Annotated in this window: 16 protein-coding genes, 1 tRNA gene and 1 other RNA gene; 11 read left to right on the forward strand and 7 right to left on the reverse strand. The window is 69.2% G+C overall.

The window, feature by feature from the left end; all coding sequences use genetic code 11:
• Positions 1-28: 28 nt before the first annotated feature.
• The gene (locus AB0E02_RS08800; protein WP_362137284.1) at positions 29-2,584 is read right to left on the reverse strand and encodes a DNA polymerase III subunit gamma and tau; all 2,556 of its coding nucleotides are present in this window, start codon (positions 2,582-2,584) and stop codon (positions 29-31) included.
• Positions 2,585-2,629: 45 nt separating this feature from the next.
• Positions 2,630-2,728: signal recognition particle sRNA small type (gene ffs, locus AB0E02_RS08805), an RNA gene on the reverse strand.
• 131 nt (positions 2,729-2,859) lie between these two features.
• Here ffs and AB0E02_RS08810 point away from each other — a divergent pair.
• Positions 2,860-2,944 (forward strand) — tRNA-Ser (locus AB0E02_RS08810).
• A gap of 126 nt (positions 2,945-3,070) precedes the next feature.
• On the opposite strand, the gene AB0E02_RS08815 is transcribed toward AB0E02_RS08810, so the two are convergent.
• Positions 3,071-3,826, reverse strand: a complete 756-nt coding sequence (locus AB0E02_RS08815) for an HNH endonuclease (protein WP_362137285.1) — start codon at positions 3,824-3,826, stop codon at positions 3,071-3,073.
• Positions 3,823-5,232, reverse strand: coding sequence for an AAA family ATPase (locus AB0E02_RS08820; RefSeq protein ID WP_362137286.1), 1,410 nt, complete (start codon positions 5,230-5,232; stop codon positions 3,823-3,825). The genes AB0E02_RS08815 and AB0E02_RS08820 overlap by 4 nt, the downstream gene beginning before the upstream one ends.
• 213 nt (positions 5,233-5,445) lie before the next feature.
• Between AB0E02_RS08820 and AB0E02_RS08825 the strand changes: the two genes are divergently transcribed.
• From AB0E02_RS08825 to AB0E02_RS08835, 3 genes are all read left to right on the forward strand, one after another.
• A complete protein-coding gene (locus AB0E02_RS08825) occupies positions 5,446-8,427 on the forward strand; it encodes a DEAD/DEAH box helicase family protein (protein WP_362137287.1) in 2,982 nt (993 codons plus the stop codon).
• A gap of 360 nt (positions 8,428-8,787) precedes the next feature.
• Positions 8,788-10,026 (forward strand): hypothetical protein, encoded by a 1,239-nt coding sequence (locus AB0E02_RS08830; RefSeq protein WP_362137288.1) that lies wholly within the window; start codon positions 8,788-8,790, stop codon positions 10,024-10,026.
• Positions 10,023-11,585 carry a class I SAM-dependent DNA methyltransferase gene (locus AB0E02_RS08835; RefSeq protein WP_362137289.1) on the forward strand — a complete coding sequence of 521 codons (1,563 nt, stop codon included), beginning with the start codon at positions 10,023-10,025 and terminating at the stop codon, positions 11,583-11,585. The genes AB0E02_RS08830 and AB0E02_RS08835 overlap by 4 nt, the downstream gene beginning before the upstream one ends.
• 58 nt (positions 11,586-11,643) lie before the next feature.
• Here AB0E02_RS08835 and AB0E02_RS08840 read toward each other — a convergent pair whose 3' ends face one another.
• The 3 genes from AB0E02_RS08840 to AB0E02_RS08850 all read right to left on the reverse strand — a co-directional run bounded on the left by AB0E02_RS08840 (position 11,644) and on the right by AB0E02_RS08850 (position 14,408).
• The gene (locus AB0E02_RS08840; RefSeq protein WP_362137290.1) at positions 11,644-13,395 is read right to left on the reverse strand and encodes a tyrosine-type recombinase/integrase; all 1,752 of its coding nucleotides are present in this window, start codon (positions 13,393-13,395) and stop codon (positions 11,644-11,646) included.
• 11 nt (positions 13,396-13,406) lie between these two features.
• A complete protein-coding gene (locus AB0E02_RS08845) occupies positions 13,407-13,706 on the reverse strand; it encodes a helix-turn-helix domain-containing protein (RefSeq protein ID WP_362137291.1) in 300 nt (99 codons plus the stop codon).
• A 150-nt stretch (positions 13,707-13,856) separates the two neighbouring features.
• The gene (locus AB0E02_RS08850; protein WP_362137292.1) at positions 13,857-14,408 is read right to left on the reverse strand and encodes an XRE family transcriptional regulator; all 552 of its coding nucleotides are present in this window, start codon (positions 14,406-14,408) and stop codon (positions 13,857-13,859) included.
• A 275-nt stretch (positions 14,409-14,683) separates the two neighbouring features.
• Between AB0E02_RS08850 and AB0E02_RS08855 the strand changes: the two genes are divergently transcribed.
• The 7 genes from AB0E02_RS08855 (at position 14,684) to AB0E02_RS08885 (ending at position 22,919) form a co-directional block, all read left to right on the forward strand.
• Positions 14,684-16,219: a DnaB-like helicase N-terminal domain-containing protein gene (locus tag AB0E02_RS08855; RefSeq protein WP_362137293.1), complete on the forward strand. Its 1,536-nt coding sequence runs from the start codon at positions 14,684-14,686 to the stop codon at positions 16,217-16,219.
• Positions 16,220-16,656: 437 nt separating this feature from the next.
• A complete protein-coding gene (locus AB0E02_RS08860; RefSeq protein WP_362137294.1) occupies positions 16,657-17,442 on the forward strand; it encodes a DUF2637 domain-containing protein in 786 nt (261 codons plus the stop codon).
• 345 nt (positions 17,443-17,787) lie between these two features.
• Positions 17,788-18,348 (forward strand): MobC family plasmid mobilization relaxosome protein, encoded by a 561-nt coding sequence (locus tag AB0E02_RS08865; RefSeq protein ID WP_362137295.1) that lies wholly within the window; start codon positions 17,788-17,790, stop codon positions 18,346-18,348.
• Entirely contained in the window at positions 18,345-20,060 is a 1,716-nt protein-coding gene (locus AB0E02_RS08870; protein WP_362137296.1) for a mobilization protein, read from the forward strand. Before AB0E02_RS08865 ends, AB0E02_RS08870 begins: the two co-directional genes overlap by 4 nt.
• 275 nt (positions 20,061-20,335) lie before the next feature.
• Entirely contained in the window at positions 20,336-20,653 is a 318-nt protein-coding gene (locus tag AB0E02_RS08875; RefSeq protein WP_362137297.1) for a WXG100 family type VII secretion target, read from the forward strand.
• Positions 20,653-22,011: a WXG100 family type VII secretion target gene (locus AB0E02_RS08880; RefSeq protein ID WP_362137298.1), complete on the forward strand. Its 1,359-nt coding sequence runs from the start codon at positions 20,653-20,655 to the stop codon at positions 22,009-22,011. The genes AB0E02_RS08875 and AB0E02_RS08880 overlap by 1 nt, the downstream gene beginning before the upstream one ends.
• Positions 22,008-22,919, forward strand: a complete 912-nt coding sequence (locus tag AB0E02_RS08885) for a hypothetical protein (RefSeq protein WP_362137299.1) — start codon at positions 22,008-22,010, stop codon at positions 22,917-22,919. Before AB0E02_RS08880 ends, AB0E02_RS08885 begins: the two co-directional genes overlap by 4 nt.
• Positions 22,920-22,942: the final 23 nt, after the last annotated feature.

The following is a 22,942-nucleotide window of genomic DNA, read 5'->3' on the forward strand; positions in this document are numbered from 1 at the left end:
GCCGTTCTCCGGCCCACGCGGCGTCGTCCTACTCGTTGTTGAACTCCTCGATCACCGTCGCGCCCAGCTCGCGGACGATGAGGTCGTGCCCGCTGAGCGCGGAGTCGACGAGGTCGGGGTCGTCCTCGGCCGGCATGTCGTACTCGATCGACATCGGCGGGGGCTCGGGGGTGTACGAGGGCTCCACGGCGGGTGCGCCCGGGGCGCCGCCCGCGGACGCGGACGGGGCCACGGCCTCCCGCGCCATCCGGGCGCCCTGACCGCCTCCGCCGGCACCACCACCGGCACCGCCACCGGAACCACCGGCCGGCCCGCCGCCCTGGCCGTACGCCCCGCCGGACGCTGCCGGCGCCGCCGGGCCGCCCTGCGAGGACGGTGCCTGGGGTGCGGACGGCTGCGCCGGCGCACCGCCGAAGCCGCCACCCCCGCTCCGGGGCGCGCCACCGGCCGGCGGATTCGCGCCGCCCGACGGGTCGACGATCGCCTCGACCCGCCACTGCACCTGGAAGCGCTCGGCCAGGACGTCCTTCAGCACGTCCTCGCTGCCGCCGTTGGCGAAGCTGTCGCGGGCGCCGGCATTGGGGAAGCCGATCTGCAGGGTCGTGCCGTCGAAGCCGGAGACCTGGGCGTTCTGGCTCAGCAGGATCCAGGTGAAGCGCCGGCGGGCCTTCACCGCATCCAGGATGTCCGGCCACATCTGGCGCACCTGGGCGGCACCCTGCGCCGCCCCCGGAGCCGCTCCCGCGGCCTGCGGACCGGGCCCCGACACTCCACCGGGCGCGCCACCGGGCACACCACCGGCCGGGCCGCTCGCGGCCGGCGGCCCGGCGGGCGTCCGGCCGCCCTGCGGCGCCGGCACCTGACCGCCGCCCTGACCCGGCGCCACGGCCGTGGGCCAGCCCCCGGGCTGCCGCGCCGCACCACCGCCACCGGCTCCGCCGCCGCTGCCGTTGCTCGCGCCACCGGGGGCCGCGCCACCGGGGGCCGCGCCACCGGAGGCGGCACCACCAGGACCGGCGCCGGCACCCGTGCCCGCACCGCCCCGGCCCGTCCCTCCGGGCCACGCACCGGGCCGCGCCGGACCACCCTCACGGCCGTCGGCCGGCCCACCGGCCTGCGGGGCCACGCCCTCGCCGCCCTGCACGCCCCCCGCAGCCGGGGCGTCCGGCACCGAGGGAGCAGCAGGAGTCGGAGGAGCCGAGGGGGCAGTACCCGCCCCCGTGCCCCGTACCGCGGCCCGCGCGGCAGCCGGCCCCGACGGGCCGCCGGGTGCCGGCATCGGCGGATGCGCCTCCGGACCCGGTACGTATCCGGCCGCGGGCCCGCCACCGGACGCCACGACGGGCGCCGGCTCGCCCCCGGGGCCCGCCCCGGGGCCGCCGGACATGCCACCGAGGCCGCCCGCGCCGCCCAGCAGCGCCGCGCCCGCGCCGCGCTCCAGACGGTCCAGCCGCGCCTGCACCGACCGCTCGTCGTCGTACGCCGCGGGCAGCAGCACCCGCGCACAGATCAGCTCCAGCTGGAGCCGCGGCGAGGTCGCGCCGCGCATCTCCGTCAGCCCGGTGTTGACCAGGTCGGCGGCGCGGCTCAGCTCCGCCGCTCCGAACACCGAGGCCTGCGCCGTCATCCGCTCCACGACGTCCACCGGGGCGTCGATCAGCCCCTTCTCCCCCGCGTCCGGCACCGCCGCGAGGATCACCAGGTCCCGCAACCGCTCCAGCAGGTCCGCCACGAACCGGCGCGGATCGTTCCCGCCCTCGATCACCCGGTCCACGACCTCGAACGCCGCCGCCCCGTCCCCCGCGGCGAACGCCTCCACGATGGAGTCCAGCAGCGAACCGTCGGTGTACCCGAGCAGGGCCGTGGCCATGGCATACGTCACACCGTCGGCGCCCGCCCCGGCGAGCAGCTGGTCCATCACCGACATCGAGTCACGCACGGACCCGGCACCGGCCCGTACGACCAGCGGCAGCACCCCGTCCTCGACCGGAATGTCCTCCTGCCCGCAGACCTGTCCCAGGTACTCGCGCAGCGTCCCCGGCGGCACCAGCCGGAAGGGATAGTGATGGGTCCGCGACCGGATCGTCCCGATGACCTTCTCGGGCTCGGTCGTGGCGAAGATGAACTTCAGATGCTCCGGCGGCTCCTCGACGACCTTCAGCAGCGCGTTGAAGCCCGCCGACGTGACCATGTGGGCCTCGTCGATGATGTAGATCTTGTAGCGGCTGCCGGCCGGCCCGAAGAACGCCTTCTCCCTCAGCTCACGCGCATCGTCGACACCACCGTGGGACGCCGCGTCGATCTCGATCACATCGATCGAGCCCCGCCCGTTCCTGGCCAGGTCCACGCACGACTGGCACGTCCCGCAGGGCGTGGGAGTGGGACCTTCCTCACAGTTGAGGCAGCGGGCCAGGATCCGCGCACTGGTGGTCTTGCCGCAGCCGCGCGGACCGCTGAACAGATACGCGTGGTTGACGCGGTTGTTCCGCAGCGCCTGCTGCAGCGGATCGGTCACGTGCTCTTGCCCGATGACCTCGGCGAAGGTCTCGGGGCGGTAGCGGCGGTACAGCGCAAGGGACGACACGCTTACGACGATATCGGGCCCCACCGACAATCGACCGGCCCCGCAAACGCAAGCGCCCCTCACGCACCCGCCAGAGCCGACCTACCCTTGCTGCCTTCCGGCCCTGGGGGAGTTCAGTCAGATAGCGCCACGTGAGGGGCTGCGACCCACCCTAGCGGATCCCACCCCCAACCCACGAACCCGTCCCCCACCCCGCCCCGCTTCCATCCCCCTCCCGGACCCCGCCCCCGGATCATGTTCGCGAGCACTCCCCAACGTCTTGTATTGTTTGCGGCGGAGGATTCGCCTAGTGGCCTAGGGCGCACGCTTGGAAAGCGTGTTGGGGGCAACCCCTCACGAGTTCGAATCTCGTATCCTCCGCACCTGCCCACCAGGGCAAACGAAGGTCCCGACCGCCCAGCGGTCGGGACCTTCGTTGTTGCGTGGTCTCAGTTTTGGTCTCAGTTGGTGCGAGTGCCCGTCGCGGCGGCGCTTCAGCCCGACCGCTCACGTCTGGAAGGCGGCCCGCAGCTCGTCGTCCCTCAGGAGGTCCAGGACGCCCGGCTCCTCGGCCGCGAAGACCCGGGACGCATCCTCGGACACGGCCTTGCGCAGCGCCGCGTAACAGACATCGGCAAACGGCTGGGTGCGCATGCGGTAGATCTTGCGGCGCATGTTCCTGACATCGCCGACGGCCCGGGCCTGGGCCCAGCCCCACAGGTCGTCGGCCAGGTTCAGCCAGGCTTCGGCACGGACCCGTGGACGCTTCCCCTCGTTCAGGCCGCAGACCTTGATGGTCCACTCGCCCTTCGGCGAGCCCTCGACCGGCCGGTAGACGCCGCTGGCGAGCCCGAGGTCCAGGTGCTCGAAGGGGTCCTCGCGGGTCGGGTCGATGAGGAGGGAACCGACGAGGCCGTCGCCGCGGTGCTTGTTGCCCTTGAAGCGTGTGTTGCAGGTGGAGCAGGCCAGCAGGAGGTTCGGCCAGTAGAAGGTCCGCAGGGCGCATCGGGATTTGGGGACGAAGTGGTCCACCGTGTCGGCCAGGTGATTGCCGCAGTACATGCAGCAGTCCACACCGGCCGCCATGTCCTCCAATGCCTCGCGCACCGGCCGGTACACGTCCCGGCGCACGGTCTTGCGCTCCCACATCCGCTCGGCGTGCTCACCACGCTCGGGCACCGGGGTGCCAGCTATCTCCTGGGTCAGGGCCAGCAGGGAGGATTCCAGTCCGGTAGGGAGCCGCGGTCGTACGATCCTGATCACGAGCCGCCGGTCTCCCGCCTCCTGGCTCGCAGGCTGGAGTCCTCGACGTAGGTCGCCTGGGAGCTGGCCAGGGTCCGGCGCAGAGTGCGGAACCGTCGCACCGTCTCCGGATCGGCGTCGCCCGCCGCGACCTCATACTCCAGGTCGGCGAGCTCTTCGCGCAGCTCCTCGGCGCGACGGGAGAACGGGGACCGGAGGCCGAAGAAGTCCGAGAGCACCGCGTCGTCGCCGGTGCCGTAGACGATCGTGCCGTATTCCTTCTCGTCCACGACCTCTGGCGGAGCCTGCTCGTCCGGGCCCGGCAGTCGGACGAGGCCGCCAGGGTCCGCGGCCTGGCAGATGTAGGGGCTGTGGGTGGTGACGATGAACTGGACTGCAGGGAAGTGGGCCTTGAACCACTCGCCGATGCGCTGCTGCCAGGAGACGTGGAGGTGCGCGTCCACCTCGTCGATGAGGACGACGCCCGGGTACGGCAGGTACGGTCGGCCGCCGTCGTCCCTGTGCAGTGCCAGCCCTCCGTAGGCGGCGTGCATCTGCCGTACGACGTCGAGGACCAGCGCCGTGACGGTGCGCAGGCCGTCGCTCATCCGCCACTGGGCGATGAGTGGCCCCATGCCGTCGGCCCGCCGCAGCCATAGGCCGCGCGAGGTGACCTCCTCGACGCGGAAGTCGCCCGGTAGCAGATCGTCGTTGAGGAGCGCGAGCACCGATTCCAGCAGCTCCTCGGCGCCGGCTTCACCTTCCAGTCGGCGCGTGTGGACGGAGACGAGCCAGACCACCGACTCAGTGAGGGCCGACTGCTCCTCGAAGAGGGTGCGCAGGGCCTCGGCACGGTCGGGATTCTGCCGGTCGCGCTCGAAGAGGCCGGTGCCGCTGAGGCGGCGGAAGGGGCCGTAGGCGGCGTGGAACCAGCCCGGTGGCGGGGAGAAGTCCCACAGATGGTTGGCCATCTTGGCGCCTGGGTCGGCGAGGAACCGGACTCGGGTCGGGGGCGCGTCCTTCGCGCTGAGCGGCTCACGGCCCGGCTCCCACACCATCGTGACCGTACGCGGATCGGGCGGAGAGGGGGCCCCGAGGTCGGCGTCCCGGTCCGGGCGCAGGGACAGCTCCAGCCTTCCCAGAAACTGCCCATAGGTGAGGTAGTCCTCGACCTCGCCGTCCAGCCTGCTGGCCCGCTCCGGGCCGGCCAGGGCGAGGGCGATCGACCGCAGCAAGGTCGTCTTTCCCGAGCCGTTGCGCCCGGCGAGGACGGTCCAGCCGGCAAAGCTTCCGTCCGGACGCGTGAAATCGAGGTCGCAGGCCCGAGCGCCGTGGAAACCACGCACGCCGTCAAGCCGGAGCCTCGTCACATACACCCGAGCGTCCTTCCTGGTCTTCGCTGGCCCTTCCCCTACGGGCCGGGCCACTTGGCCCGACGCAACTTACCGCCCACTGTACGGACGTGCACTGACAGTGACTCGCCGGAGCCCATGGCCAGATCCGCGCGATCATCATCCGCGCGCTGGCGAAAGCCCCGGACGTGCGTACGTCAACTGGTGTAATGGGTGGGGCTGACGGGCTGTTTCAGGGCGCGGGGCAAGCACAAAGCACGTGAGGGCCGCGAGGTACGGGGAGGGACCGTGAGCGCTTCTAGCGCGCAGGGAAACAGTGACAAGGTCGAGCAGGCTCTGCGCGACGCCGGATGGAGGGTGTGCGCCCCGCACGAGCGCGACCTGACCTCTGATCCGACGGCAGTCCGGACGGCACACCCGGAGCTCGAAGGTCTGCGGATCTACCTCCTGCATGTCGACCGGGACCTCAGCGGCCTCGTCGTGGCGGGGATCGACGCGGACGACCCCCACGAGATGCTCGCGGAGGCCGACCGGCTCGCCGCCCCGATCGCCGCGCAGCACCAGCAGCGCACCTGGCAGGAGCGCCCCCTCCCGTTCCGCTACGGAACTAACGGCCATGCCTGGACCTTCCTCAACGCCCTCGATGCCGAACACCTCGACGGCACACCCGCCGCCGACGCCCCCCAGGGCGGGGCCCGCAGCCGCTACGTCTTCGCCCCGGCCCAGTCGGCCACCCTCGCCCGCTGGAAGCGCAATGCCGTGCACCACCCTGAGACGCCCTCCCTGCGGGCCCGGCTGCGCAGGCTGCCCGGCGTCCACCTGGATCCGCAGCGGCAGCTGTACGACGCTCAGCGCCGGGCCATCGAGGGCTTGGAGAAGTCCCTCGCCGCCGACCGTCCGCGAGCCCTCATCCAGATGGCGACCGGGGCCGGCAAGACGTACACCGTCGTCCAGGCGAGCCATCGGCTGCTCAAGCACGCGGGCGCGCATCGCGTGTTGTTCCTCGTGGACCGCTACAACCTGGGCGAGCAGGCGTTCCTGGAGTACCGCGGGTTCCAGCCGGCGGAATCGAAGAAGCCGCTGCACGAGGACTTTCCCCTCAAGCACCTGTCGGGCGGGGCATCGGGCCTGGCGGACTCCGACAAGATCGTGATCACTACGGTCCAGCGGCTGTGGTGCATGCTGACTGGGCGGACGCCACCGGCACCCGACAGCGAGGAGGCGCGAAGCTTCGAGGGCGGCGGGACAGCGGGGCTCGGCAAGCGACCGCCCAAGGTTCGCTACTCAGCTGCCCTTCCGCCCGACCACTTCGACTTCATCGTCATCGACGAGTGCCACCGCTCGATCTACGGCTCCTGGCGGCCCGTACTCGAGTACTTCGACGCACACATCGTGGGCCTGACCGCGACACCGATCGGACCAACGTTCGCCTTCTTCGAGAACAACCTGGTCAGCCAATACACGTACGAGGAAGCGGTCGCCGACGAGGTCAACGTCGACTACGACGTCTACCGGATCTCGACCCGGATCACGCGGGACGGCTCGAAGATCCCGGCCGTGACCGAGGCCCAGGCCCCTGACGGCACCATCGAGAAGATCAACACCGTCCTGGCCCATGTAGACCGTGTCACGCGCGAGCAGCACTGGCACCAGCAGGACGAGGACGATGAATACACGGCTGCCGAGCTCAACGCCCGGGTCGAGGCCACGAGCCAGATCCGGACCGTCGTCGAGACCTTCAGGGACCGGCTGTTCACGGAGATCTTCCCGCCCGACATCGATGCCGAGACTGGTGAGATCGTGCACCAGCGGAGCATCGTCCCGAAGACCCTGGTCTTCGCGGCGACGAACCGGCACGCAGACACCATCGTCGCGGAGATCCGCAGGGCGTGGAACGCAGGTGACAAGTTCTGCTTGAAGATCAACAGCGAGACCACGCAGCCCGCCAAGGCGATCAAGGAATTCCGCAACGCGCCGGAGACCCGAATCGCCGTCACCGTCGACATGATCGCCACCGGCACCGACATCCCCGCCCTGGAGTGCTTGGTCTTCATGCGGGACGTGCGGACCTGGTCGTACTTCGAGCAGATGAAGGGCCGTGGCGCCCGGATCATCAAGCCGGAGGACCTGCGCAGAGTCACCGAGGATGCGCTGTGCAAGGACCGGTTCGTGATCGTCGACACCGTGGGCGTGACCGAGCACGCCATGGTCGACGCACGACCACTTGTACGTGACGACCTGCAGGACCTGCCCAGCCTGGAGCGTCTGCTCCAGGCGTGTGCGCAAGGGGTTCCGCTGACCGTCGCCGATGCCTCTACCCTGGCCGGCCGCCTGAGTCGGCTCGGGCAGCGGCTCGACGAACAGCAGCTGGCCCGGATCGAGGGCTGTGCGGGCGGCCGCAGGCTGACCGAGCTGGTGACAGACCTGGTCCACGCCACCGATCCGGACCGGCTGGCGAAGGAGCGGGCCAGGGCTGCTGGCGAGAAGGAGACGGTGGAGAACGAGGCGCCGTCAGCGAAAGGGGCCGCCCCCACGGCCGCCGACGAAGCGGTCGTCGACGCTTTGCTGGCCCAGGCTCTACGGCCGTTCGTCGAGCGTGAGGCGCTGCGTGAGGCGCTCATCGAAGCGGCACGACGCCGCTGGATCAAGATCGACCACCTCAGCCAGGACGGCGGCGTGATCGCCGAAGGTGTGACGGACGTCATGCGAGCCGAGCGGACCGTGAAGGACTGGCGCCAGTACATGGCAGACCAGCAGGACCGGTTCGCCGCCCTGCGCATCGCCTTCAAGGAGCGGCGGTCGCTGAGCGAGGTCGAGGCGCGGGTCGACGACCTTCTCAGCAGGGTCAGTCCGCCGCACCAGCGATGGACCGGACAACAGCTTTGGAAGGCGTACGTCGACCTCGGCATCGCGCGGGGGAAACGGCGGCGGAACGCCGGGCTGCCCGAGCTGCTCTCGGTGCTCCGGTACGAGCTGGGACTCGACGGGCACGACTTCCGGCCGTACCGGGATACCGTGGACCTTCGCTTCCAGGAGTGGCTCGCGCGTCAGGAGACGGCGGGAGTGACGTTCACGGAGGAGCAGCGCGGCTGGCTGAAGCGCGTCGCGAACGTGGTCGCCACCTCGGCGACCGTCTCCGTGGGCGCGCTGGAGCAGCATGCGCTGTGCCGGGCTGCAGGCGGCTGGAGCAGGTTCAGAGCGGTGTTCGCGGAAGGAACGCGAACACCGGACGAACTGATCAATGAACTGGATCGGGAACTGGGTGCGTGAGTGTGGAGAGCGGTGAGGGGGGCGCGGGGGCGCCGGGCGGAGTGGAAGAGGCAGAGTTGCCGGAGGCGTGGGCCTGGGTAACGCTCTCAGACATTCTCAGCGCACCTGCGGCCAACGGCCGCTCGGTACGTTCGGATGACAACGGCTTTCCTGTGCTCAGGCTCACCGCGCTCAAGGACAACGGGGTCGACTGCGCCGAGTACAAGCTGGGCGACTGGACAGCGGAGGAGGCCACGCCCTACCTGGTCCGGTCGGGCGACTTCCTCGTGAGCCGGGCAAGCGGATCACTGAGCTTGGTAGGCCGTGGAGCCCTGGTCACGTCTATCCCGGTGCCTGTGGCGTACCCGGACACGATGATCCGTGTCCCGACCAACCCGGACCACGTCGAGCCCCGGTTCCTGGCGTACCTATGGAAGCTCGCCTGCCGTTCGCCAGCAAATCGAGAGAGCGGCGAGAACCGGAACGGGCATCAACAAGGTGAGCCAAGGGGCTGTTCAGGGAGTCAGGCTCCCGTTCCCTCCCAGGGCGGAGCAGAGTCGCATCGCCGACGCCCTTGACGTGCGACTTACGCGGCTCGACAAGATCGAAGCACGCCTCGCAGCAACCCAGCAGCATCTGGAACGCCTGGGCGACAGAGTCATGGCTGCCGCCGCGACCGGCGTCCTGGCCCACGACGCCGACCCACAGCACGTCTCCATCGAGGCATCGCCGGGAGTGGTAGACGGCGAGCTGCCCGCGCTCGCGACGGGATGGTGCTGGGCCCGCCTCCAGAACATCGCCGAAGTGGTCGGCGGGGTGACCAAGGACTCCAAAAAGCAGGACGATTCCGGCCTGCCCGAGGTGCCGTACCTGCGTGTTGCCAACGCCCAGCGTGCCCGACTGGACCTGTCTCGAGTAACGAAGATCCGCGTCGCCCCCAAGGCACTGGAGAAGCTCCGCCTTCAGGACGGTGATCTACTGATGACCGAAGGAGGCGACCGGGACAAGCTCGGCCGAGGATGGATCTGGGAAGAGCAAATCGAAGACTGCATCCACCAGAACCACCTCTTCCGGGCCCGGATCCAGGACCACGTCACGCACCCCAAGCTGCTCGGCTGGTACGTGAACTCAGCAGCGCGCTCGTGGTTCGAATCCAATGGCAAGCAGAGCGTGAACCTGGCCTCTATCAGCATCTCCACGGTCAAGTTGCTCCCTGTTCCCGTTCCGCCGGCGGACCCACAGGAGCAGGCGGATTTCGTGGCTCTTGGGGAGCGGATACTCACACGTTTCCACCGCCTCACGGCCGCCTGCGAGGAGGGCCTCGCCCACACCGCCGCCCTCCGCCGCATCCTCCTCGCCGAAGCCTTCGCCGGCAGGCTCGTCCCCCAGGACCCCGACGACGAGCCCGCCGAAGACCTCCTCAAGCGCATCCGGGCCGAGCGCGAGGCCGCAGAGGCAGAGCGGAAGGCGGCCCGGCGGGCCGCCGCGCAGGCCAGGCGGAAGAGCCGGAGCTCAGCCAAACAGCCCGCGTCCACAGTCGCGCCGCCACCGGCCCCCACCTCCAAGCCCCCCCTCCCCGAGGGCGAACAGTCCACCCTCCCCCTGGAGTTCACCGAGTGAAGCCGGAAGCACGCCGTCTCGTCGATCGCCTCTGGAACTACTGCAATGTCCTGCGCGACGACGGCGTATCGAGCCTCGAATACCTGGAGCAACTCAGCTTCCTGGTGTTCCTCAAGATGGCCGCCGAGAAGGAGGAGGCCAACAAGGGCCTCCCCGCATCACAGCGCCGCCATGTGCTCCCCGACACCGACGAGTGGGAGGGGCGCGGCTGGACGCAGCTGCTCGATCTCTCCGGCGAACAACTGGAGGAGACGTACACCCAGCTCCTCACAGACCTCGGCAAGCAGGACGAGGGGCGGAATAGCGCTCTTGGCCTGATCTTCCACCGCGCCCGTAACCGAATCCAGAACGCGACCAACCTCCGCCGCCTCATCGTCGACCTGATCGACAAGGAGCCCTGGCTGGGGTCCAGCAAGGACGTCAAGGGCGACGCTTATGAGGCGTTGATCGCCCGTAGTGCGGAAGACACGAAGGCTGGCGCGGGGCAGTACTTCACCCCACGGGTGCTCATCGAGTCCATCGTGCGGTGCATGCGACCCACCCCGGAGGACACCATCACCGACCCGGCCTGCGGAACCGGTGGCTTCCTGCTTGCCGCGCACGACTACATCGTGAACACGTACGGCGATGAGATGTCCGTCGATGAGTCCGCCCGATTCGACGAGGGCGCGATCTGGGGCACGGAGCTGGTGCCGGCGACCGCACGCCTCGCCGCGATGAACCTGCTCCTTCACGGCATCGGCAGGCCCGATGGCAAGCCCTTGATCCATGTGGAGGACGCGCTGGCCAAACCACCAGCCAAGAAGGCTTCGAAGGTGCTGGCCAATCCGCCCTTCGGCAAGAAGTCCTCGATCGTGATCACCCATGTCGACGGCACGGTGAGCCGCGAAGACATGTCGTACCACCGCCAGGACTTCTGGGAGACCACGACCAACAAGCAGTTCAACTTCCTCCAGCACATCGCGAGCCTGCTCACCGACAACGGCACCGCCGCGGTGATCCTCCCCGACAACGTCCTCTTCGAGGGCGGCCGAGGCGCGACTATCCGCCGTGAGCTGCTCAAGCGGTTCAACCTGCACACCATGCTGCGTCTACCCGCTGGCATCTTCTACGCGGGCGGCGTCAAGGCCAACGTCCTCTTCTTCGACGCCGCCCCGCCCCGTCGCAGCGATGACGAGCCCCCGCACACGCAGCAGCTGTGGGTGTACGACCTGAGGACCGGCAACCGCTTCACACTGAAGCAGAACCCGCTGCTCCCCGGACATCTTGAGGACTTCGAAAAGCGGGTCTTCGGAGTCAGCGAATGCGAGGAGACCGCCGAGGCGATCGCCCGCCGGAAGCCCGAGGGCCGCCTGCAGGTCTTCGACGGTGCCGAGCTCGCCGCCACGAAGGACGTCAATCTCGACATCGGCCTGATCGAACCGGACGATAAGGACGCCGCGGAGGCGAAGTCCCTGACGGAGCTGACCCTCGCGCTGTCCGCTGACCTACGCGGTGCGTTGCTCGAACTTGAGCAGCTCGCGGCAGACTTGGACGTGGAGCTGTCGCCACCGGAGTGACGGCCGCGGAGACGAGCCCTGTCCAAGACTGGTCAGGGCTCGTCTGCTCGCTTTCTCGCTACCACTCGTCGGTGTCGCCGTACTTCCCCGGGTTACGAGCACGGTCCACAGCCTGTGTGCAAGCCTCGACGAAGGCAGCCTCGACGGCGGCCTTGTCCGTGCCCCGCACCTGGGCCTCGACCTCCTGGCCCGAGCCCGGGCGCCGGGCCGTGCGCCACGCGGAGACGCGGCCGGTGTAGCGGTCGGTCTCGAACTCCCAGGCCGGTACCGACCACTGCTCCGGAACCCCGGTCGTCGCGCGTTCCCCGCCGGGGAGGAACAGAGCTCGGGCGTGGAAGACCACGGCCCGCTCCGGTACACGGTCGCGGATGGCACTCGCGCCGTCGGGGCCCTGGTGTTCCCAGCGCCAGCGGTCCCATTCCTCGACCTCGGCAGGGTGGTCGGGCCAGTCCTCACTCCAGCGTGCGACGACCTCGTCGGCATGCTCGCGGTGGAGGAAGGGAACGCACCGCTCGCCGAGACGGGCGACGTGCACCACCAGCTCGGCGGGGACGGGGCTCTGGCCGACGTCCGGCGCGGCGCTTCCCGCCGCCTGGTCCGTGCCCCACAGGAGGCCGCCGACCTTGGCAGCCGTGTCCTTGAGGACGCGGCTGGTCAGGTGCTGATAGCGGCGGCGCATCCGGGCGGACTTGCCGGGCTCCCAGCCCATGATGGCGTCGACGACCGCGTCGGGGACGCCAAGGATGAGCAGGACCGTCGCCGCGGTGTGGCGGGCGTCGTGGAGGCGGGCGTCGCGGACGCCGGCGGCCTTCAGCAGCTGCTTCCACTTGTGGTAGTCAGTGTTCGGGTTCAAGGGCTCGCCGGTGGGCGAGGTGAACACGTACCCCTTCTCCGTCCACAGGTCACGAGCCCGGGCCCGCTCGCGGGCCTGCTCCTCGCGGTGCTGACGGAGGAGCTGGAGCAGCTCGTCGGGGGCGCCGATAGGGCGCTGGCCGGCGCGGGACTTGGCGTTCTTCGTCTCGCGACGGGTGTTGATCTTCTGGGGACAGAAGCCAGGCTTGCGTCCGCAGCGGTCGCCGCACCCATGCTTGTAGCGGGGCCGCAGCCGTCCTCGCCGTACGCGGATGACCCCGAGCTCGAAGTCGACGTCGTCCCACTGCATGCCGAGCACTTCGCCCTGGCGCAGGCCGAGGGCGAGCGCGATGACCCAACGGGCGGTGTTGCGGTGCTTGCCCGCCTCAGCGAGAAGGCGCTGGACCTCCTCGACCGTGTAAGGCTCGACCTCCTCCTCTTCGACCTTGGGGGCCTTGGCGATGGAGGCCGGGTTCGCGGTGAGGTGCCGGCGGCGCACGGCCTCGTTGAGGGCCGTTCGGATCGTGCGGTGAGCCTGGTGGGCGGTGCCGGCGGCGCTGCCGTTGTCCTGCATCTTCTTGTAGAAGCGCTCCAGGTGCTCGGGTTCGAGCTTCTCCAGGCGGTGGGCGCCGAGGCCGGGGATGAGGTGGTGGTTCACCGCGACGCGGTAGCCGTCGAGGGTGTTCTCCGAGACGTGCGCAGCGGCGATGTTCTCGACCCAGTGGGTGAGCCACGTTTTCACGGTCCAGGTTTGGCCGGCCTTGCGGACGGTGCCCTTGTCGCGCTGGTGCTCCAGCTCGCGGACGGCCTTGGTGACCTCGGGGCGGGTCTTGCGACTGACGTGGCGGCGGTCCGGGGTGCCGTCGTCCTTGGTGCCGACGGTGACGCGGCCGTGCCAGCGGCCGTCCTTGCCGAGGTAGATGGACGACGATCCATTGGGCTGACGGTTCTTTGCCATGCCTGCCGCCTTCAGGCCGCAGCCGCGAAGTCGGCGGCGCTCACGCGCCTGGCAAGGAACTCGTTCACCGCCTCGGCGGGTATGCGGCGAAGGCTTCCGATCTTGACGGAAGGTATTTCGCCGGAGGAGACGTACTCGTACAGCTTGGTGCGGCCGATACCGATGCGACGGGCGGCTTCGGCGACGGTGAGGCCGACGAGGGTGGGGTCGCCCGCGGAGTCGCCGCGCTGGGCCATGAGTGCGCGGAGGGCGTCCTCGGGGACTCCGAGGACGTGGGCGATCTGGGAAACGGGCAGGGGGGACTGCGACAAGACGTGCTCCTCCCCGGCGCGCACGGTCGCGGGGGCGGCAACCCCCGTTGACCAGGCCGGTGGTGATGTCAGGGATGGGCGGTGTTGGGTTCTGGCACCGTCACGGCATTCCTCGGCGTTCGCAGCACCGAGGAGGGCCGTAATGGAGGCTTAGGACAACGGAGGGGGCAACTTGCCCTGTTTTCTGAGCTCGGAGAAGGCAGGGTGGGTGCGCTTGGCCCAGGCTTTGCCCTCTGCGGCTTCGTGAGCCCTGAGCAGTTCCTCGATCTCGTCCTTCTGCTCCGGGTGGTCCTCCGCGTATGCAAAGAGCGCTAGTCGGGCTTCGCGTACCTCCTGGTATAGCTGGTCCAGCGCGTCCTTCTGGGCGAGGTACTCCTTCGACTTCTCCGTGAAGAGGTGGATGAGCTGCCGGGCAGCCACGCTGATCTTGAGCGGGGGGCCGCTGAGGTCGGACATGGAGATACCGAACACCTTGCAGAAGCCGAGCGCCTCGTCGAGGTTGACCCGGCGTCGCGGCTTGCCGCTCTCGATGCGCCAGATGGCTGACTGATTGATCGGGTGCCCGGCCTCGGCCATCTTCTCGGCCAGGGTGACGGTGCTCCAGCCACGGGCTTCGCGCTCCAGCTTGATGCGCGTAGCAACGTTGTCCTCCGGCTCCGGGCGGTCGGGGCCGGCACGCGTCGCGCCTTCCTTGCTGCTCACTCACACCTCCCCTCGGGCAACGGCTGGGGCCACTGTGGCCAGGGTCAAGAGTGAACCGGATTGCAGAGCGAAATGCAAATCATTGCGTTGCCGAAATTCGTGGGTATGGTGGTCGTCCACCCCCGGACGGAGGCGGACGCCAAGACGCAGAAAGCCCCCGGTGCTGCGAACACCAGGGGCCAAAGCGAAGTCCTCGACATAACCGCCCATCCCTGAACGATTCAACCGGCTGACCGAGGTTGCCGCCTCATATGGCCTGCCGGGTAAGGAGCTCCATGGCCCAGAGTAGGGCCCCGCATCAGAAGAATCCATCCGATCACGGCACCGATGAGGCCAGCGCGTACGCCGGTCTCAACGGTGAGCCTCCGAACTCCGTGGACGCCGAGCGCGCTGTCCTGGGCGCGTGCATGTTCCACCGCGACGCGGTGGACGAGGTCCGTGGTCTCCTGGAGGGTGCCGACTTCTACCGGCCCGCGCACGAGACGGTGTGGCGTGCCCTCGTCGCACTGCACACCGACGACGCCCCCACGGACCCGATCGCCCTGGCCGAGTACCTCGCAGGGGCCGGGGAGCTCAGCAGGATCGGCGGCGCCGTCTACCTGCACCAGCTCGTCGGCGCCGCCACCACGACCGGTAGCGCCGCCTATTACGCCGACATCGTCCGGCGCAAAGCGGACCTGCGGCGCCTGCGCGAAACCGCCCTGCGCCAGTACCAGCGCACCGGCGAGCCGGGCGCCGACCCAGACGAGATACGCAGCGCCGCCGAGGCCGACCTGCGCACCGAGCGCGAGCGAGCCCTCGCTTCCGGCACCGGTCGGCTGTCCCGATACCTGACCAACGGCTGGGACTTCGTCACCAAGGCCGCCGACACCCAGCCGGTCTGGGGTACCCGGGAGCAGACCGCCTGGGCGTCCGGCGAAAGCCTGATGCTCGTCGGCCCGCCCGGTGTCGGCAAGACGACCCTCGCCCACCAGGTCGTCCTCGCCCGTATCGGCCTCAACGACTCGGTCCTCGGCATGCCAGTCGTCCCGGGTCAGCGGGTCCTGTACCTAGCCATCGACCGGCCCACCCAGATCGCGCGGGCCCTCGCCCGCGGGGTCAGCGACGAGCACGAGGCCGCGCTGCGCAACCGGCTCGCCGTCTGGCAGGGCCCGCTGCCCGCCACCCTCGACAAGGAGCCCGACCTCCTCGCCGATCTGGCCGCCGCCCACCAGGCCGACACCCTGGTGATCGACAGCCTCAAGGACGCCGTCAGCACCATGGTCGACGACGCCCTCGCGGTCGCATACAACAACGCCCGCGGACGCGCCCTCCAAAACGGCGTCGAGGTCCTGGAGCTCCACCACCAGCGCAAGTCCGGTGCCGAGAGCCCCAAGGCCCAACGCCCCGCCCTGGACCAGGTCTACGGCTCCACCTGGCTGACCTCCGGCGCCGGCAGCGTGCTGTTCATCAACGGCAAACCCGGCGACCTGGCCGTCACAATCCACCACCTCAAGCTGGCGACCGGAGAGATCGGCCCGCTCCAGGTCATCCATGACCACGAGCACGGCACCAGCACCGTCGACCCCACGCTCGACCCCGTCACGCTCCTTCGCGCCACGAGCAGCGGGTTGACCGTCCGGGAGCTGGCCGAGGTGCTCTCCGGCGAGCCTGAGCCAGGCCGTGCTGATGTCGAGAAGGCACGGCGCCACCTGGAGCGGCTCGTCAGGGCCGGCCTGGCCACCAAGGCCGAAGGCGCCGCAGGCGGCAACGGTGGCGGCCAGCAGGCCCGCTACCACGCCTCCACACGCCACATCGGCGTCGTGTCCTGACCACCTGAACCAGGGCCCGGACCGTACACGCCCCCGTACACACGCCCCCTGCGCGTACACGGCCCCGAATAGGGGCCGCAGCGTCCACGGCCATGACGAAACCCCTGGTCAGACGGTCACGCGACCGTCCACGCCGTACACGGTCCCAAGCGTTCACGCGCGAGACCCCCCTTAAAGGGGGGCTCGCGTGTACGCCCCCGCCGTGAACGCCCCTCCGCTTCTCCCCACAAGCCGCACCACACTCCCCTGGAGAGACCCAACTTGCATGCCCCTGCCCCCAGGCTCCTGGCCGCCATACACAGCAGCCGGGCCATCCGCGCCGCCATCGCCCCACTCGCCCTCGCTGGGGCCGACACCGACTGGCGCCGCGTCGCGCTTCTAGATCCCCGTCTCGTGCCGACCGCGCGCGTGCACATCACGGCGAAGGGTGGGCAGTGATGACCAAGCACACCACCGAGCGGTATGCGCTCATCGCGGCGGGCACGGTCATCGTCGCCCTCACAATCGGCGGGTTTTGGCTCTCGTACGCGCACCTCGCCGAGGTCGCCGGAGCGCATGGGTTGGGCGGCTCGCCCACTCGCCGCTGGGCCTGGCCCGCAACACTGGACGCGTTCATCGTCGCGGGCGAGCTGCTGATGCTCCGCGCGGGCCTGCGCCAGGACACCGACGGATGGGCCATCGCGCTGACCGCCACCGGATCGATCGGCTCCATCGCGCTCAACGTGGCCGGGGTCAGCGGCGCGGGCAATGCCAGCCCCGTGCCTCTGCTCGACTATGTGGTCGCCGCCGTTCCACCGACCGCCGCCCTACTGGCCTTCGGCGTCCTGATGCGCCAGATCCACCGGCTCGTCGACCGTCCTGTCGACCATCCGGCCCCCACTTCCGTCCAGGCGCCGGAACCATCCTCCGCCCCGCCACCGGCAGCCGCTTCCGCCCGCCCCTCCGATCCACCTGCCTCCCTGGCCCTGCAGCCGCCGGAACCACCTCCCCTGGCTTCGGAGAGCAAGCCGCGCGGTGGTCGTCCGGCGGGCGCCTCTGTCGAGGAGCTCGTGGAGATCGGTCGGATCGCCGCCACTGAGCACGGCAAGCTCACACGGGACCTCCTCCGAAAAGCAGTTAAGGACAAGGGATTGACGATCGGCAGCGAGCGGATGACCGACGTGATGAAGATCCTCAAGCCCGAAGTTGAAGCCGACGCGGGCACCGCTTCGGCCAACGGCTGACCGCCCGCCCCTTCGGGCGACCGGAACCCTTTCCGGTCAGCCGGTGAGGCGGTCACCGCCCCACTCGGAGTCCCCCTACTCACACCTGTGAACGGGCCAGCGACTGCCCGCACTCCGTCAGACGTTCCACCTGACCCGCCTGCCCTCCCCGCCCCTTTCGGAGAACCACCCGTGACACAGGACCCGCACCACCCCAAAGGTGCCCCCGACGAGCCCCTCCCTCTGGCGAACTCCCCTAAGCTGATGGGCCGTCTGCGGCGCGCGTTCGGATGGATTGCCCCTGGCGGAGCCAGTAGTACCCCGAGTCCGACTCAAGGCCGGACTTCGGGGATCTCCGCCCCAGGGGTGGCGGAGACGGCCCAGCGCCAGGGGGCGCCGGGCCGAGGGGTCGGGGCCGAGGGCGGCCCCGACTCGGACAAGCTCCACGCTGCCCAGCGCGAGATCCTTCGCCCCGCCCGTGCCGCCGAGACCGTCACCGGCGAGCCCGTCGTGAAGAGCGCCCAGCCCACGATCCGTCGCTTCAGCGGCAACAAGCGCACCGCCCGCGTCGGCCCACTGCGGTTCACGGACGACGAGCACACCGGCCTTCGGGAGGCTGCTGCCGAGCACGGCTACAAGGGGGAATCCGGCTTCGCCGCCGACATCGTCCTGGCCTTCATCGCCGGCCGGTTCACCGCCAACCTGCCCCTGTCCGAGGACCGTCGCCGCACACACATGTTCCGCGCCCAGGTCCTGCGCCAGCTCAACCGCATCGGCGTCAACATCAACCAGATCGCCCGCGCCCTCAACAGCGACCTCACCCCACCCGACATACGCGAGCGCCTCCACGACCTCCACCACCTGCTGGAACTGATCGCCGAGGCCCTGCACCAGCCTGCCGACCCGCGGGAGGACCTCGCCGCATGATCGCCGCCATCAAGGCGCCCGGCGCCAACACCCGTGGCCTGCTGGCCTATCTCTACGGCCGGGGAACCCACGACGAACACTTCGACCCGCACATCGTCGCCGGCTTCGCGATGCTCGGCATGCCCGACCCCGGCCGCGACGAGATGGCCACCCTCACCGAACTCGCCCGCCACCTCGACGAGCCCGTACGCCTGCGCAACAGCGAGTTCGGCAAGCCCGTCACCGACCACGTCTGGCACTGCCCCGTCCGCGCCGCACCCGAAGACCGCTACCTCTCCGATGCCGAATGGGGCGAGATCGCCCAGCGCATCGTCGCCGCAGCCGGCATCGCCCCTGTCGGTGACGACTTGGCCTGTCGTTGGATCGCCGTACGCCACGCCGACGACCACATCCACATCCTCGCCACCACCGTCCGCGAAGACGGCCGCCGCCCCAAACTCCACGACAGCGGCCTCCGTGTCGGCGACGCATGCCGCGAGATCGAGAAGGACTACGGTCTACGCCATTTGAAGAAGGGCGACCGCACCGGCACCCGACGCCCCACCCAGGCCGAGATGCACAAGGCCCGGCGCCTCGGCTGGGAACAGACCAGCAAGCACTGGCTCCAGGACCGCATCCGCGCCGCGATCCCCCACGCAACAAGCGCCGAGGAACTCCTCGCCTACCTCGGAGCCGAGGGCATCCGAGTCAAGGCCAGGCGGGGACCGTCCGGCGACCTCCTCGGCTACGCCGTCGGACGCCCCGGCGATCTCAACAAGGACGACGAGCAGATCTTCCACCCCGGCGGAAAAATCGCCCCCGACCTCTCCCTTCCCAAGATCCAGGCCCGCCTCGAATCCGGCCAGCCCGAAGAGCACCCCACTGCCCGCCGCACCCAGCCCAGCGCCCCCTGGCACCGCGCAACTGACGCCCTCGACGCTCTCCACACCGACCTCGCCGACGACGCACGAGCCCAGGCCCACATCACCGCCCTCGGTGAACTGATCGAAGCCACCGCCCAGAAAGCACCCGCCGACCTGTGCCCCGAACTCCGAGCCGCCGCGAAGGCGTTCTCGCGTGCCCAGCGGTCCCAGATCCGGTCAGAAGACCGAGCCGCCCACACTCTGCGCAATGCGGCCCGCGACATCGCCCACGCCGCCGCCGGCCCCGACGGGAGTGCCCTCGCTGCCCTGGTTGCGGGGCTCGTATGGGCCGCGATCATCGCTGGACGCTGGCACGAGGCCAAAGGCCACGCCCACCAGGCTGACGCCGCCCGCCAAGCCCTCCAGCACCTTCAGACCGCCGCAGATCACGCCCTGGCCCCGACACTCACAGACCTCGCGCAACGCCAGCCGAAGGAGGAGACTCGCCGCACCCTGGCCAGCGACGTACGCGCCGCCATCCCTGAGCACACCGAGCGGGTCCTCACCGACACCGACTGGCCGGCCCTCGCCACCGTCCTTGCCGACGCCGAAGCCCGCGGCCACAAACCCCACCAACTCCTCAAGGAAGCAGCCGCCCAACGCGAACTGAACACAGCCCGCCACCCCGCCCGCGTCCTGATCACCCGCATCCAGCACACCGGACGCAACCCCATTCCCAACCGCCGCGCCACAGCAGCCCGCCTCCGCACCGCCACCGCCGCTCCGCACCCGTCCCTCGGGCCTGACTTCGCCCAGCCGGCCGCGGCAACTACGGCACCCGTCGGGCAGCAGCCTCGCCCGCGCCGTTAGCCGCTCAACACCTCGCTGCATGACCGTGACTCCGCTCCGGTCGTGCAGCGAGCAGTTGGCCGTGCGCTCGGCGAATCGCCCCCTGCTGGAATCCCGCGGCAGGGGGCCGTGCTCTTGCCGTGGCCCCACGGGCCGGGTAAGTCATGCCGTGGCTGAAATGCGCTCTCACCAGGGCGATTGTCAGTGCTGTATGCGAGGGTCACCACCTGTGAGCCGACAGCATCGTCGACGGCTCGCGACGGGTTACGCGTACACGGCCAAGGGGGAGGCACAGCATGGCTGGTGACGGCTTCGACGTAGATACCGACCAACTCAAGTCCGCCGCACCGACATTCCACCGGGAGTCTGCCGCCCTGGAACGGGCGACGACCAAGCTTCGTCACACACTGAGCGGCTTGGGGCAGCCCTGGGGCGGGGACGAACAGGGCAAGAAGTTCGAACACGCTTACGCCCCGCACCAAGCGCAGATCGAGAAGGCAGCCGCGGCCCTGGTCAAGGGCCTGTCCAGCATCACCAAGGCCATGAACGACATGGCCGCCAACCACGAAGACGCTGACCACTCGGCCAAGTCCGGCTTCGAAGGTGGTAAGTGATGGGCGCTGCCGACAAGGCCAAAGAGATCGTCCAGGATCTCACCGGCATGTGGTGGCCGGAGGGCGACGAGGACGAACTCCGGGAAGCCGCCCGCGCTTGGCGCACCTTTGCCGACGACGTCGAGGACTGCACGGCCGCCTGCCACAAAAAGGCCCAGGACGTCATCGACAACAACAAGGGCAAGTCGATCGATGCGTTCGGGGGGTTCTGGCGCAGGTACCACGGCGGCGGCAAGGGCTACCTCGACGACGTGGCCACCGCCGCCCGCGACATGGCCAAGGCCCTGGACAAGTACGCCGACCAGGTCGCCGAGGCCAAGAAGAAGATCGAGCACGAGCTGGAGATCGCCGGCGCGGTCCTCGTCGCCGGTACAGCCCTGGCCGTCTTCACCGGCGGCATCAGCGAGGTCGCAGCAGCCGGCGCCACCGAGGCGATCGTCGCCGCAGCGAGTACGGCGGGCGTCGCCGTTTCCGCCACCGTCGCCGAGATCGCCGGAACCGTCCTGGCGACCGCCGCCATCGGCGGCATTGAAGCCATCACCGTGGACGTGGTCGTCGCTCAGGGGGGCCGCAACCTCCTGGGCGACCAGAAGGGCATCAACCTGGCTGAGGTCAAAGACGCCGGAGTCAGCGGGGTCTTGCTGGGAGGCGCCCTGGGCGGCGCGGGCCGCACGGCGAAGGCTGTAGGCGAAGCCGGTGGCTTCAAGAACGTCTTCGGCAAGATGAAGCTGGATGGCTTGGGTACCTTCAAGAACCCACTGCGCGACTTCGAGATATCGCTGCCCAACTTGGGTGGCCCGCGCTTTGCGATGGCCGGCGAGGGACCTGTCGGTCCTGTCGGCCCGACCTGGCGGCCCTTGATGCGCAATGCGGAGGGGAGCGGCGGGGCCTCCGGGGCTCCCAGGGTCAGTGGCTGGGAAGCCTCTAGCAATTTGAAGGGGCCAGCGGCTGGAAAAACGCTCAAGCGGCCGAACGAGCGGCATACCATTGGGGGCGCAGGTCGAGCAGGGAAGAACATCAAGGAGGAGAACACCATCATCCTTCCGGGATATTCCCAGGAGGTCGAGAAGGATATCGCTGGCATCGCAGAAGGGAAGGCGGCCTGGCTCCCGGACGGTGAGCGCTATGAAATCAATGGCCGCACGTACGGTGTCCATGAGAACGGGACCGTATACCCTGCCAAGGGTCCAGGATTTGTGGAAATGGACCGCAATGAGTACGCGGCGCTGTCGCAGATCGTAAAGGCTAAGGGAGATCTCTCGGCGGCTCCGCAACTGACCAAGAACCCCCGCTTCGTCAACAACCCAGAAGTCGTCGAAAAGGCCCTGGCCATTTACAACGGGACTTACACACCATGACGTACAACCTTTTCCTCGTCGACAGCTGTGACCCGGGCGTCATGACTGAAGCTCTTGCGGCGATCTTCCGGGTTCCAGAGAGCGAAGTGGACGTTGCCGACGCTGACGGTGACCAAGAAGACCGCAACTGGGATGCGCTGGCTTCCTGCGAGTACTCGCACGTCCCCGGAAACGTGTCACTGTCCCTGGACATTTACGCTCAGGACTCGGTGGCACAGCAACCTCCGGAAGCTGAATTCTCCGCAGCGCTCGCGCGGCGGCTTGGCACGCCCGTCCTGTACCCGCCACAGGAGAGCGCCATGAGCGCCCACTGGTTGGTTACTCCAGAAGGGCTGACAACACGGGCCCGGCTGAGCGAGTCGGATGACGACGAACCGACGTTCACAGTCACAGCGGTGGAGGCATTCGTCGATCGTTTGCCGGACGTTCCCGTAATGCACCTGCCGGAAGTGGTGCGTGAGCACAAGGTTGCTACACCTCTGGCCGATTCTTTTGCGGAGTCCCTCCAGTCGTTGAAGGGAGACGGCGGCGGAGCGGATGGTTCGTCCCTCACGGCTGAGGTTGCCGAGGTGGCGCGTGTCGCCAAGTCCTACCTGGGGGCGTGGGAAAAGCTATCTCGACGGGCAGAGAACAACTGGGAGCCGTCTGGTTGGTACCCCGTGGAGTTCTACCGGGAGGTGCTCGGATACCGCGATGACATCGAGGGGTATCTGCGCCAACTCCCGGAGGACGTGGCCACGCTGTACAAGCGCTACCTCGCCAAGGTCGACAGCCTCTACCAGGAGCTGACAGTCGACGACGAAGAGCACGTTGTCATTGAGGACCGGGATGAGCCGACTGCTGGTTCGACGCAGAAGGCATGGTGGTGGTACCGCCGACCCGAGCCCATGCCTTGGTCCAGAGGATGAGATCGAGCGCCTCCGCAAGGGCA

The organism is Streptomyces sp. NPDC048196, from assembly GCF_040652715.1.
Classification (GTDB): Bacteria; Actinomycetota; Actinomycetes; order Streptomycetales; family Streptomycetaceae; genus Streptomyces; species Streptomyces siderophoricus.

Excerpts from the sequence above, each read along its gene's own strand:
- AB0E02_RS08840 (WP_362137290.1), bottom strand. The coding sequence starts at position 13,395 with ATGGCAAAGAACCGTCAGCCCAATGGATCGTCGTCCATCTACCTCGGC.
- AB0E02_RS08855 (WP_362137293.1), top strand. The coding sequence starts at position 14,684 with ATGGCCCAGAGTAGGGCCCCGCATCAGAAGAATCCATCCGATCACGGC.
- AB0E02_RS08860 (WP_362137294.1), top strand. The coding sequence starts at position 16,657 with ATGACCAAGCACACCACCGAGCGGTATGCGCTCATCGCGGCGGGCACG.
- AB0E02_RS08870 (WP_362137296.1), top strand. The coding sequence starts at position 18,345 with ATGATCGCCGCCATCAAGGCGCCCGGCGCCAACACCCGTGGCCTGCTG.
- AB0E02_RS08875 (WP_362137297.1), top strand. The coding sequence starts at position 20,336 with ATGGCTGGTGACGGCTTCGACGTAGATACCGACCAACTCAAGTCCGCC.
- AB0E02_RS08880 (WP_362137298.1), top strand. The coding sequence starts at position 20,653 with ATGGGCGCTGCCGACAAGGCCAAAGAGATCGTCCAGGATCTCACCGGC.
- AB0E02_RS08885 (WP_362137299.1), top strand. The coding sequence starts at position 22,008 with ATGACGTACAACCTTTTCCTCGTCGACAGCTGTGACCCGGGCGTCATG.